The organism is Enterobacter sp. ODB01 (genome assembly GCF_001623605.1).
GTDB lineage: Bacteria > Pseudomonadota > Gammaproteobacteria > Enterobacterales > Enterobacteriaceae > Enterobacter > Enterobacter kobei.
Genome location: NZ_CP015227.1, coordinates 2,766,993 through 2,779,986, shown reverse-complemented (window position 1 = coordinate 2,779,986; position 12,994 = coordinate 2,766,993). Strand labels below are relative to the sequence as shown.

The following is a 12,994-nucleotide window of genomic DNA, read 5'->3' as shown; positions in this document are numbered from 1 at the left end:
TATGCCCTGGACTGAGACCCGACCTATGCAACGCCTTGATTTTATCCGTGCCTGCCATGCAGGTACGGATTCCTTCTCCGCGCTTTGCCGTCTTTTTGGCATCAGCCGTAAAACCGGCTATAAATGGCTTCAGCGTTTTGACCCTTCTGACCTGTCATCTCTCTCGGACCGGTCGCGTGCGCCACGCTCCCACTCCCGGACGGTTCCTGATGATATCGCCGGACACCTGACTGCCCTGCGTCAAAAACACCCTGACTGGGGGCCAAAAAAACTGCGGATGTGGTTGCTCAATCATCACGTCGATTTTACCGTACCTGCCGCCAGCACTATCGGCGATATCCTCAAGCGCGAAGGCCTGGTTCCGGATAAAAAACGAAAACGCAGAACACCAGGCAATCGCCAGCCCCTGACCATCATCAGTGAGAACAATCAGGTCTGGAGCGCTGATTTTAAAGGCAAGTTCAGGCTGCTCAGCAGAGAGTACTGCCATCCTTTCACCCTGACCGATAATCACAGCCGGTATCTGCTCAGCTGCCGGGGAACACACCGTGAGAGTGAACCCTTTGTCAGAGAGTGCCTGACGGATGCGTTCCTGGAATATGGTCTGCCGGAAGTGCTTAGAACCGATAACGGCCAGCCCTTCGCGGGAACAGGAATAGCCGGATTAAGTCGTCTTGCCGTCTGGCTAATCAAGCTGGGCATCAGGCCGGAGCGTATCAGAAAGGGGCATCCGGAAGAAAATGGCCGCCATGAGCGAATGCACCGCTCCCTGAAAAGTGCGGTGAAACAGGGCAACACCTTCATGACGATGGAAGAACAACAGCGGTGGTTCAGTGACTACCGGAAAGAATTTAACTACGAAAGGCCGCATGAAGCACTGGCGGGAGCAACGCCCGGAACGGTATGGCAACCCTCAAACCGACACTGGGATGGCCGTGTTCCTGAATATGCTTATCCGGAAGGAGGTACAGTCTACAGGGTGAAATCGAGGGGGACCCTCTATATGGGAAAAAAGGGTACGGTGTTCCTGAGTGAAGCACTGACTGGGGAGTACATCATGCTGGAAGAACAAGATGATGGCCTTGAGGCCATCATCTTTAATGGGATAACGCTTGCGTACTACGACCGAAAAACCCAGAGTGTGCTCCGGATAGACTAAAAGTGTTACCTATGTTCCCGGTCTGATCTGTCACCTATGTATCCGGTCATACAGCAGCGCCACCCGGCACATAATCAGCCGCGCAAAACCTTCAGGCAGCGTTTCAACTGCTCATCCAGCGGCGCTTCAATACGAATGACTTCCCCGGTATTCGGATGGGTAAACTTCAGCGCAGCCGCATGCAGGAACAGACGAGACAAGCCGGTTCCCGCCAGCTGCTTATCAAATTCGCGATCGCCATAGCGGTCATCAAACGCAATCGGATGGCCCGCAAACTGCGTATGCACGCGAATCTGATGGGTACGCCCCGTCACCGGGCTGCAGCGTACCAGCGTGGCAAACTCATAGCGCTCTTCAACTTTAAAGCGCGTCTCAGACGGTTTCCCTTCCTGGTTTACGCGGACGATGCGCTCACCGCTTTGCAGAATGTTCTTCAGCAACGGCGCCTGAACCACTTTCACATGGGACTGCCACTGACCGCGCACCAGCGCGAGATAATCTTTCTGCATGCCTTTCTCACGCAGTTGCTCATGCAGGGAACGCAGCGCGGAACGCTTTTTCGCCACCAGCAGCACGCCGGAAGTATCGCGGTCAAGACGGTGAACCAGCTCGAGGAAACGGGCTTCCGGACGCAGCGCGCGTAACCCTTCAATCACGCCGAAGCTCAGGCCGCTACCGCCGTGGACTGCGGTCCCTGACGGCTTGTTCAGCACCAGAATGTGGTCGTCTTCATACAGGATCACATCACTCAGAGCCGCCACTTTCTGTAGTTTAGGTGAAACGGTCTCTTCTTCACGCTCGGCAACGCGCACCGGCGGAATGCGCACTTCATCACCCGCCTCGAGTTTGTACTCGGGCTTCACACGTTTTTTGTTAACCCGCACCTCGCCCTTACGCAGGATGCGGTAAATCATGCTCTTTGGCACCCCTTTCAGTTGGGTACGCAAAAAGTTGTCGATACGTTGCCCCGCGTCATCATCCGCGATAGCAACCATTTTTACGGCTGGAGTCTCTGTTTTCATGGTTGGCGATTCTAAATATCGTCAGCCATTAGCGCCACTCATTTTTCTATGCTTATATTTACTTTTGTCCGGCCTGCACCCCGTTTCACGCAATCGATTTGGTGGTTATTAAACCAATCACCGTTTTGAAGTGAAGAAACTGTGAGTAACCGGGTGATAATTGGTAAAAGTCATCTTGCTATAACCCGGCGAGCAGTGGAATAATGAAGCCGTTTTCCGTGTTAAATCCTGGTTACGTAAGGATGTTGACGGAATGACCAATTTTGCCTGACCGATCATCCACGCAGCAATGGCGTAAGACGTATTGATCTTTCAGGCAGTTAGCGGGCTGCGGGTTGCAGTACTTCCCGGTATAAGGATTGTTCTCTGGAGAGTTCTACCCAGGCAATTCCCCTGATAATTGCGCTGTGTTTCCGTATGAAATACAGGCAACCGACACTCTGCGCCTCTTAAGCGAGCGACAACCGTGAGGTTGGCGACGTGAACAGACACGAGGCCATCGGTTCATACCCCGGAAAGCGTCACCTTGCCCGCAGCTTTGTCGTCAATGTAAGAATAACGAGTAAGTTACGATGAAAAGAATGTTAATCAACGCAACTCAGCAAGAAGAGTTGCGTGTCGCCCTTGTGGATGGGCAGCGCCTGTACGATCTGGATATCGAAAGTCCTGGACACGAACAGAAAAAAGCGAACATTTACAAAGGTAAAATCACCCGCATTGAACCCAGCCTTGAAGCTGCATTTGTTGATTACGGTGCTGAGCGTCATGGTTTCCTCCCTCTGAAAGAAATCGCCCGCGAATATTTCCCTGCCAACTACAACGCCCATGGCCGCCCAAACATCAAAGATGTTCTGCGTGAAGGTCAGGAAGTTATCGTCCAGATTGATAAAGAAGAGCGTGGCAACAAAGGTGCCGCACTGACTACCTTTATTAGCCTGGCAGGGAGCTATCTGGTGCTGATGCCAAACAACCCGCGTGCGGGTGGCATTTCTCGCCGTATCGAAGGTGATGACCGTACCGAGCTGAAAGAAGCGCTGGCAAGCCTTGAGCTGCCGGATGGCATGGGACTTATCGTGCGTACCGCAGGCGTGGGCAAATCTGCCGAAGCGCTGCAGTGGGACTTAAGCTTCCGTCTGAAGCACTGGGAAGCTATCCAGAAAGCTGCAGAAAGCCGCCCTGCTCCGTTCCTGATCCACCAGGAAAGCAACGTTATCGTGCGTGCCTTCCGTGACTACCTGCGTCAGGACATCGGTGAAATCCTGATCGACAACCCAAAAGTGCTTGAACTGGCTCGCCAGCACATCGCCGCACTGGGTCGTCCGGATTTCACCAGCAAAATCAAACTGTACACCGGCGAAATCCCGCTGTTCAGCCACTATCAGATTGAATCCCAGATTGAGTCCGCCTTCCAGCGTGAAGTGCGTCTGCCTTCCGGCGGTTCTATCGTTATCGATACCACTGAAGCGCTGACCGCTATCGACATCAACTCCGCGCGTGCTACACGTGGTGGCGATATCGAAGAGACCGCCTACAACACTAACCTCGAAGCCGCTGATGAAATCGCCCGCCAGCTCCGCCTGCGCGATCTGGGTGGTCTGATTGTTATCGACTTCATCGACATGACCCCTGTACGCCACCAGCGTGCGGTTGAAAACCGTCTGCGCGAAGCGGTGCGTCAGGACAGGGCGCGTATCCAGATTAGCCATATCTCACGCTTTGGCCTGCTGGAGATGTCTCGTCAGCGTCTGAGCCCGTCTCTCGGCGAGTCCAGCCATCACGTTTGTCCGCGCTGCTCCGGCACCGGTACCGTGCGTGATAACGAATCTCTGTCCCTCTCCATTCTGCGTCTGATTGAAGAAGAAGCGCTGAAAGAGAACACCAAAGAGGTTCACGCCATTGTGCCGGTGCCCGTTGCCTCTTACCTGCTGAACGAAAAACGTGCAGCGGTAAGTGCTATCGAAGCACGTCAGGGCGGCGTTCGCTGCATCATCGTGCCAAACGACCAGATGCAGACCCCACACTATCACGTGCTGCGCGTGCGTAAGGGCGAAGAGACGACCACTCTCAGCTACCTGCTGCCGAAGCTGCACGAAGAAGAGATGGCGCTGCCTTCCGATGAGGAACCCGCCGAGCGCAAACTGCCAGAGCAGCCTGCGTTAGCCACCTTCATCATGCCAGAAGCACCGCCAGAAGCGGCCCTGGAAAAACCGGTCACTAAACCTGTCGTGCAGAAACCAGAAGCCGCGGCACCGAAAGCCCAGCCGGCGCAACCGGGTCTGCTGAGCCGCTTCTTCGGCGCGCTGAAAAAGATGTTTGCGGGTGAAGAAGTCCAGCCAGAGCAGCCGAAAGAAGAACCAAAAGCGGCTAAACCTGAGCGTCAGCAGGATCGTCGTAAACGTCAGAACAACCGCCGCGATCGTAATGACCGCAACGACCGTAACGATCGTAACGACCGTCGTGACAACCGTTCAGACAACAGCGAAGGCCGTGAGCAACGCGAAGACAACCGTCGCAACCGTCGCGAGAAACAACAGCAGAACGTTGAAGATCGTGAAATTCGCCAGCAGGCGGGCGATGAGTCTGAGAAGGGCAAACAGCGTGACGACCAGCAGCCACGTCGCGAACGTAGCCGTCGTCGTAACGACGAGAAACGTCAGGCCCAGCAGGAAGTCAAAAACCTGAACCGCGAAGAGCCTGTAGAGCAGCAGGACAGCGAGCAGGAAGAACGTACTCAGGTTATGCCACGTCGTAAGCAGCGCCAGCTGACGCAGAAAGTGCGCATTGGTGCTCCTCAGGCAGAAGAAACCGCAGCTGTAGCGGCTGAAGTACCGGAAGCCGCAACGGGTACGCAGATTGCAAAAGTTGATCTGCCAGCCGTTGTGGAAAATCACGTTGAGCAGGATGAGAATGGGGAAAACCGTGACAACGCAGGCATGCCGCGCCGTTCACGTCGTTCTCCGCGTCATCTGCGCGTCAGCGGCCAGCGTCGTCGTCGTTACCGTGACGAGCGTTACCCGACTCAGTCTCCAATGCCGTTGACCGTCGCGTGCGCGTCACCTGAAATGGCATCCGGCAAAGTCTGGATCCGTTACCCGGTTGCTCGCCCGGAGCAGGCTGTTGAAGAACAGGCTGTGACCGAAGAGGTGATTGCACCTGTCGCCGCCGTTGAAGAGGTCGTGACTGAAGCCGCAACCGTGGTTGAGCCTCAGGCTGTTGAAACAGCAGAACCTCAGGCTGTAGAAGTCGAAACCACGCACCCTGAAGTGATTGCCGCGCCGGTTGAAGCCGCTCCACAGCTGATTGCTGAAGAAGATGTCGTGGTCGCTAAGGACGTCGCTGAAGAGGCTGAACCTGTAGCCGCAGTGGAAGAGACCGCTGAAGCCATCGTCGAAACCACCACTGAAGACGTTGTTCAGGACGTTGAGATTCAGGTTGAACCGGTTGTCGAAGACGTGAAAGCGCCTGAAGTGGAGCCAGAGCCGGTTAAGATTGTCGCCGCGCCTGCGCCAGTTCACGTTGCAACAGCGCCGATGACACGTGCTCCGGCACCGGATTATGTGCCTGAAGCACCGCGTCACAGCGACTGGGTTCGCCCGGAATTCAACTTCGAAGGTAAAGGTGCAGCCGGTGGTCACAGTGCTACGCACAAGGCTACTGCACCAGCCACCCGTCCGCAGTCTGTTGAATAACGGACGCTGGCGCTGAAAGCCGACCTTCGGGTCGGCTTTTTTATGGCTGCTGCACGGGCTTTCTCATTCCCGTGACCTCCGGCATGACCTGCCGCATCAACTCCAGAAAACGCCGCAAACGCGCAGGATAATAACGAGACCAGGGATAAACCAGATGCACCGGTAATGCCGCCGTTTGCCACTCCGGCAGCACATGCACCAGCCGCCCTTCCCGAATATCGTCATGTACCGTCCAGCTTGACACTACCGCCACACCCAGCCCGGTGAGTGCCGTTTTACGTGCAACATACAGGCTGTCAGTGCTGAGGCGCGGAGTAATGTCAATTCGCGCGGTGGCTGACGAAGCATCATGAAAAAGCTCTACATGACGCTGGTAGAAAGAGTTAATGGCAATCCACGGAAACGGTTGCAAATCCTCAGGCGTGTTAACCGCCGGGAAACGGGCCAGTAATGCCGGAGATGCCACCACCGAGCGCGGCACTTCCGCCAGCAGCACGGATACGGTCGCCGGATCGACTTCTGCCCCCACCCGAATAGCACAATCAAGGTTGTCACCGAGAAAATCAGCCGACCGATCGTTGAGCAACCATTCAATGGAAAGCTGCGGATAACGCTGCAAAAACTCGGTTAACGGTTGCAGGAGTTGATCCTGACCAAACGCATGCGGTGCCCGCACCCTCAGCACACCTACCGGTTCATCTTCCGTCTGCCCCACCTCATCTTCCAGTGCCAGCCAGCTGTCAATCACCCGACGAGCGTGCTGATAGCAGCGTTCACCGTCATCCGTCAGCCGTGTCGTATGGGTGGTGCGCAACATCAGGCGTACGCCCAGCATCGTCTCAAGCGATTGCAGCCGTCGACTCACCGTGGCCTGGGTTGTTGCCAGCTGGCGTGCCGCAGCAGAGAGTGAACCAGCCTCAACAATACGGACAAACGTTCGCATTAACTCCACCCTGTCTATACGCTCAACTCTTTTCATTATCTTTCCACTTATACGTTCAACGTATAAGCGTTTTACCACCGGGCCCGCTACCGTCGCAAGGCGTCCTGGTAAAAAATAGCCGTACACCATGAATGAGGAATGTCTTATGAACACAACCACTGCCGCCCATGCCGTAAGCCGCTGGGTCATTTTAATGCTGGCACTCGGGGCTGGCTTTAGCGTGGCATCTATCTATTATGCCCAGCCTCTGCTGCCCCTGATGGGCGCAGACCTTCACCTGAGTATCGAAGGAATGGGCATGGTCCCGACGCTCACCCAGGCCGGTTATGCCTTAGGGATCCTGTTTCTGTTACCGCTCGGTGACCGCCACGACCGCAGGACGTTAATACTGATAAAAAGTGCTGCGCTGGCGCTGTTTCTTCTTGGCTGTAGTCTGACCGGACAGATCCACTCCCTGCTGCTGACGAGTCTGCTCATCGGCATGGCCGCCACCATGGCGCAGGATATTGTCCCGGCAGCGGCTATTCTTGCGCCGGAAGGTAAACAGGGGAAAACCGTGGGTACGGTGATGACCGGTCTGCTGCTGGGGATTTTGCTCTCCCGAACCGTCAGCGGTGTCGTGGGCGAAGCGTTCGGCTGGCGCGTGATGTATCAGCTGGCTGCGGTAAGCATTGCATTTATCGGCGTGGTGATGTGGGCGGTACTTCCTCGTTTTGCCATTCACTCCACGCTGAGCTATCCCGCGCTTATGCGCTCAATGGCGCATTTGTGGCGTCGTTACCCCGCTCTGCGCCGTGCGGCGCTGGCTCAGGGTTTTCTGTCGATTGCCTTTAGTGCCTTCTGGTCTACGCTGGCGGTCATGCTGCTGGAACGCTATCACCTCGGGAGTGCAGTCGCGGGTGGTTTTGGTATCGCCGGTGCGGCCGGTGCGTTAGCCGCGCCGCTGGCGGGTGGTCTGGCAGACAAATTGGGTGCCGGGAAAGTCACGCAGCTCGGTGCTATCCTCGTGACCATCTCGTTTGCCCTGATGTTCCTGATGCCCGCGCTGGGGGTGCACGGACAGCTGGTTCTGATTGCCCTCTCTGCCGTCGGGTTCGATCTGGGTCTGCAGTCCAGCCTGGTTGCACACCAGAATCTGGTCTATAGCCTTGAACCGCAGGCGCGCGGTCGTCTTAACGCCCTGCTCTTTACCGTGATCTTTATCGGCATGGCATTGGGCTCCGCATTAGGCAGCAATATTTATACGCTGGCGGGCTGGACGGGCGTGGTCGCTCTGGCAACGGTATGCGGCATCATTGCGCTGGCAATCCGTCTGGTTGAAAGCGCCCGCCTCGCCTCAGCGCCGGCGGAAATGGCATAAAAAAAATGCCCAATCCAGACGGATTGGGCAGCAAAACATGCCCAGTTTCAAGACATGTTCTAAGAGGTCAAGATGTTATTTGTTCAGCTGGAACAGAGACATGCCCTGCATATCGCTAAACGCTTTATACGAGGCCTGCAAAGCCGCCTGCTGCATGGTGTAGGATGAAATTACCGAGTTCCAGTCCACGTCAACCAGGTCACTCATCTGTTGGGTCTGGCCCAGAGCACGGTCTTCACCCAGAGAATCCAGCTTCCCTAGCTCATCCAGCTTAATGCCGAGATCGGCGCGCACGGTCAGAACGTTGTTGAGAGAGTTGCTCAGGCCACGGTTGGCTTTATCAATAGCCGCAGTAAACGCCTCGGCTTTCGTTTCGTCATCACCAATCGGCGTATTCAGCGCCCCGATAGCGGTGTCGAGGATCTTGAACAAATTCGTTTCCTGCGTACTCCCCGCCGGCTCTGGTTTCGCATTGCTGGTGAAGCTGTCGAAAACTTCTGCGCCCGTATGGCTTATTTGCATCGTGCGCGCGGAGTCAACCTGCTGGCTGATTGGCGTCCCACCGCCCTTATAATCACCCGTAGTCTGGTCAAAAGCCGCCGCTTCGGTTTTGTATCCTGAAAAGATATAGCGACCGTTACCGTCCGTGCTGTTAGCCAGGTTCATTAGCTGATCGCGAATACCTTGCAGGTTCGTTGCCAGCGAAGCGCGGTCATCATCACTTAACGTGCCGTTGCCCGCATTGACAATCTTTTCCTGAGCAGCCTGGATAGCGGTTGTCACTTGCGATAACACGTTCTCTTCCAGCGAAACTTTTGTCGTAGCGAAGGAGCGCGCCAGCGCATACTGGCTGTTTTGTGTTTGAGCCTGAGAGAGCACAACGGCCTGCGAGGCGGCAATCGGGTCGTCAGAAGGACGGTTGACACGCTTACCCGTAGACATCTGCTCGCCGTAGCTTAGCCAGAGGCTTTGGGAGTTCGTCACGCCGCGCATGCTTTGCTCATACATCATTTGAGTACTAATACGCATTTTTTATGCCTCAGCCTTAGCGGATATTGATCAATGCATCAAACAGCGTACTCGCCGTTTGAAGCACCTGCGCATTCGCCAGATAGTACTGCTGATAGCGCTGGAGGTTGCCATACTCTTCATCCAGGTTAACCCCGGAGATTGACTGCTGTTGTTTGGTAAGCTGCGTCACCACGTTAACTTTGGTTTCACTGCTGGTTTTCAGCGACGCCGTGGTGCTACCCACCGTACTGACCAGTGAGGCATAAGCATCGTTAAAGGTTTTATTCCCACCCACCAGCCTGGCGCTCTGCAAATCCAGGAGCTTTTGGCCATTGGTATTGTCGCTTGCTCCGCTTCCATTCGCTGAAGCCATCGCCAGTTTGGACTCGTCGCTGATCGTAACGTCCATATTGATGATAACGTCATTCACCGGTTTGACGATGAAACTGTCTTTAGTATTGGCTGAGCCACTAATATTGACGTTGAGACCATCAAACGACAGATTACCACTGGTATCAGGCTGGGCCGTGAAGCTGGTGTTGTCTGAAAGACGCGTGATTGTCCAGTCAGTACCGTTGTACTCAACTTTATAGTTTGTCGCCTGGACCTTAGTACTGTCCGTCATCGTGGCCGTAACAGACGCACTTCCGGTATTTTTGCCATTACTCAACACCGCCGGAGATCCAAAGTCGAACAGTTTACCGCCTGGGTCCCCGTTTGCATCAAAGCCAGCCTGATGCTGGGTATTCATGGCATCAGCAAACGCCAGCGCCATCTGGTTAAGCGTATTTCGCGCCTGATCCAGATCCTGAGAACGAAACGTTAACAGCCCCCCAAGCGACCCCGTGGTGATCTGTTTTTCCTTGATCTCCACGCTACCCGCTACGGCATCCACATAAGCAATGGTTGTACGCGCAGGATCCGCGCTGGATTTCACCGCCGCCAGCTGGCTTGCGTTGCTGCCCTGTACCAGGCTGTAGCCGTTGGCGATAGAGATGTTGTAGGTGCCACTGTCCTGTATGGTGACGTCAACACCGACAATCTTATTCAGTTCACTCACCAGCTGATCGCGCTGGTCGAGCAGTTCGTTAGGCGATGCACCCGCGCCAACACCGGTGAGACGGGAAATCTGATCGTTCAGATTGGCAATCTGCTTCGCATAGTTATTGATCTGATCGACGCTGGTAGAAATCGCCGTATTAACCTGTGAATCCTGGTCACGGAGATACTGATCGTTCGTTTTGAACTGATTCACCAGACCGTCCGCTTTACCCAGCACCGTTTGACGTGCAGCCGGGTCTTCGGCGTTGCTCACCAGCGTTTGCAGACTCTTGAAGAAATCCTGCAGGGTGGTCGAAAGCGAGTTCGTGGTATCGGAGAGCACATCGTCAATTTTTGACATCTGCTGATAGCGCGTCGTCAGGCCGCTGCTCTGGGTCTGCGCGGCGCGCAGCTGGTTGGTGATGAAAGCGTCATACTCACGCTGGACACCGGAGACATACACCCCGTTACCCACCCAGCCACCGCCGGTCAGCGTGCTGTTAGAGGCACCCAGTACCGTGGTCTGGCGGGTGTAACCTGCCACGTTATAGCTTGAAATATTATTACTGACGGTATTGAGTGCCGACTGCGCGGCACTGAGGCCACTCATGGCGCTGTTAATCAAACTGGACATGGGGGTTCCTTTTATACGTTCAGACACGAGTCCTGATGAAGGTTATCGGCAACCTCCACCGGGACTTGAGAACTTTCAGAACAGATTTTCAATATCTGTGCTATAGGCTTTACTGACCTTCTCGCCCATAGATTTCAGCTGCTGGATCATGCTGGTAAGCTTACGTGCGTAGTTCGGGTCGGTCGCGTAGCCTGCGTTTTGCAAAGCCTGAGCGCCCTGCTCCGCCGTCGCAGCCTGCGTAACGGCGGTATAACGTGGATTTCGGCTCAGCAGACCGACATAGTCGGACAATGCTTCCAGATAGGAGCTGTAAACACGGAATTTCGCTTTCACCTTCACCGCCGCACCGTTCTCGTATTCGGTGGTGGTGATCTCCGTTGTCGGTCCCTTCCAGCTGGAGGTGGCCTTCACGCCGAAGATGTTAAAGCTCGGGTCGCCGTTTTCCTTACGGATCTGGCGCTGGCCCCACCCGGATTCCAGCGCGGCCTGGGCCAGAATCAGATGGTGTGGCACACCGCTCTGCTCACTGGCAAGGCGGGCCGGCAGCGAAAGCTGCGCCAGAAAGTCTTTGCTGTCACCGGAGAGCGGCTCGTCGCTGCTCACCGTCGCCTTCGGTATCGCTTTACGCACCATTTGCGTCAGGGCCTGGTTCTGATAGCTGGTCACCGTTTGCAGGTCAAACTTCATCGGTACCTGCTGCGGCTCATCTTTCGGCTGGATCCCCTGCGCGGCTTCGGTCTGTTTGACTATCATGTCAGCCAGACCGAGGCCTTTACCGGCGGTCATCTGCTGCGCAATCTGCTGGTCATACATGCTGGTGTAAAGACGCGTTGAATCGCTGCTGAACATCCCGTCTTTCGGCAGGGTTTCACGCATGCTTTTCAGCATCATCTGTACAAACATCCCTTCCACCTGGCGGGCGACCGGGCGGATATTCGCCGCCGGGTCTTTACCTGCTTTGGTTTTCAGTTCGTTGAGCGACTGGGCATCCCAGGCGGCACTGGTCAACAGTTTGCTATCGGTCAGCATCAGATGATTTCCAGTTTGGCGCGCAGACAGCCTGCACTTTGCATGGACTGCAGAATGGACATCAGATCCATCGGCGTGGCACCCAGCGCATTCAGAGCACGCACGACGCTGTTCAGGTTGGCGCTGGAGCGTACGCTCTGCAGAGAACCACCGCTCTGACGTAAATCAATCTGCGTTTGTGGCGTCACCACCGTCTGGCCGCCACCAAATGGGGTATCCGGCTGGCTGACGTTGGCAGAACGGTTAACCGTCACGGAGAGGTTACCCTGCGCCACGGCGCAGCTATCCAGCGAGACTTCCCGGTTCATCACCACGGAGCCCGTACGGGAGTTGATGATCACTTTGGCATCCTGAACAGGGACGTTCACTTCCATATTCTGGATATCGGCCAGCATGCGCACCTGGTTGCTGCTGCCCGTGGAGGTACGGATCTGCACGGTACGGGCATCCAGCGCCGTCGCACTGCCATAGCCGCGGCTGCGGTTGATGGTGTCGGCGATCTGCTGCGCCATGGTGAAATCTTCGTTGTTCAGCTGCAGGTTGATGGTATTCCCGGCGCCGAACTGGGTCGGCAGTTCTCGCTCAATGATCGCGCCGTTGGTAATGCGTCCGCCGTTCAGCTGGTTCACCTGCACGCTGCTACCGCCAGCTGAGGCCCCCGCACCGCCGACCAGAATGTTACCCTGCGCCAGGGCATAGACCTGGCTGTCGACGCCTTTCAGGGGCGTCATCAGCAGCGTACCGCCGCGCAGGCTTTTGGCGTTCCCCATAGAGGAGACCACCACATCAATGGTCTGCCCCTGGCGTGCAAACGCCGGGTAAGAGGCCGTGACCATGACCGCAGCCACGTTTTTCAGCTGCATGTTGGTTCCCGCCGGAACGGTAATACCGAGCTGGGAAAGCATGTTGTTCAGGCTCTGCGTCGTGAATGGCGTCTGGGTTGTCTGGTCACCCGTACCGTCCAGCCCCACCACCAGGCCATAGCCAATCAGCGAGTTCTCGCGTACGCCCTGAACGCTGGTGAGATCGCGAATACGGTCAGCCTGGGCAAAGGTAGCCACCAGAACCAGCGCCACGGCGAAGATCGATTTAAACATGGGTCACCT

Annotated in this window: 9 protein-coding genes; 3 read left to right on the top strand and 6 right to left on the bottom strand. The window is 55.8% G+C overall.

Annotated elements, in window-relative coordinates:
• Window position 1 precedes the first annotated feature (1 nt).
• Window positions 2-1,159: a DDE-type integrase/transposase/recombinase gene (locus tag A4308_RS13215; RefSeq protein WP_045282386.1), complete on the top strand. Its 1,158-nt coding sequence runs from the start codon at window positions 2-4 to the stop codon at window positions 1,157-1,159.
• A 74-nt stretch (window positions 1,160-1,233) separates the two neighbouring features.
• On the opposite strand, the gene rluC is transcribed toward A4308_RS13215, so the two are convergent.
• On the bottom strand, window positions 1,234-2,181 hold the full coding sequence (gene rluC / locus A4308_RS13210) for a 23S rRNA pseudouridine(955/2504/2580) synthase RluC (RefSeq protein ID WP_014883373.1): 948 nt from the start codon (window positions 2,179-2,181) through the stop codon (window positions 1,234-1,236).
• A 572-nt stretch (window positions 2,182-2,753) separates the two neighbouring features.
• On the opposite strand from rluC, the gene rne reads away from it, so the two are divergent.
• A complete protein-coding gene (gene rne / locus A4308_RS13205; RefSeq protein WP_049011355.1) occupies window positions 2,754-5,870 on the top strand; it encodes a ribonuclease E in 3,117 nt (1,038 codons plus the stop codon).
• A gap of 40 nt (window positions 5,871-5,910) precedes the next feature.
• Here rne and A4308_RS13200 read toward each other — a convergent pair whose 3' ends face one another.
• The gene (locus A4308_RS13200) at window positions 5,911-6,942 is read right to left on the bottom strand and encodes a LysR family transcriptional regulator (protein ID WP_082826312.1); all 1,032 of its coding nucleotides are present in this window, start codon (window positions 6,940-6,942) and stop codon (window positions 5,911-5,913) included.
• Window positions 6,943-6,958: 16 nt separating this feature from the next.
• On the opposite strand from A4308_RS13200, the gene A4308_RS13195 reads away from it, so the two are divergent.
• Window positions 6,959-8,173, top strand: coding sequence for an MFS transporter (locus tag A4308_RS13195; protein WP_045135546.1), 1,215 nt, complete (start codon window positions 6,959-6,961; stop codon window positions 8,171-8,173).
• Window positions 8,174-8,248: 75 nt separating this feature from the next.
• Here A4308_RS13195 and flgL read toward each other — a convergent pair whose 3' ends face one another.
• The 4 genes from flgL to A4308_RS13175 form a co-directional block, all read right to left on the bottom strand.
• The gene (gene flgL, locus A4308_RS13190) at window positions 8,249-9,202 is read right to left on the bottom strand and encodes a flagellar hook-associated protein FlgL (RefSeq protein ID WP_014883369.1); all 954 of its coding nucleotides are present in this window, start codon (window positions 9,200-9,202) and stop codon (window positions 8,249-8,251) included.
• A 16-nt stretch (window positions 9,203-9,218) separates the two neighbouring features.
• Complete coding sequence (flgK, locus tag A4308_RS13185) at window positions 9,219-10,859, bottom strand: flagellar hook-associated protein FlgK (RefSeq protein WP_014883368.1); 1,641 nt, start codon at window positions 10,857-10,859, stop codon at window positions 9,219-9,221.
• 75 nt (window positions 10,860-10,934) lie between these two features.
• Window positions 10,935-11,888, bottom strand: a complete 954-nt coding sequence (gene flgJ, locus A4308_RS13180; RefSeq protein WP_023332690.1) for a flagellar assembly peptidoglycan hydrolase FlgJ — start codon at window positions 11,886-11,888, stop codon at window positions 10,935-10,937.
• Window positions 11,888-12,985, bottom strand: coding sequence for a flagellar basal body P-ring protein FlgI (locus A4308_RS13175; RefSeq protein WP_014883366.1), 1,098 nt, complete (start codon window positions 12,983-12,985; stop codon window positions 11,888-11,890). The genes flgJ and A4308_RS13175 overlap by 1 nt, the downstream gene beginning before the upstream one ends.
• Window positions 12,986-12,994 lie beyond the last annotated feature (9 nt).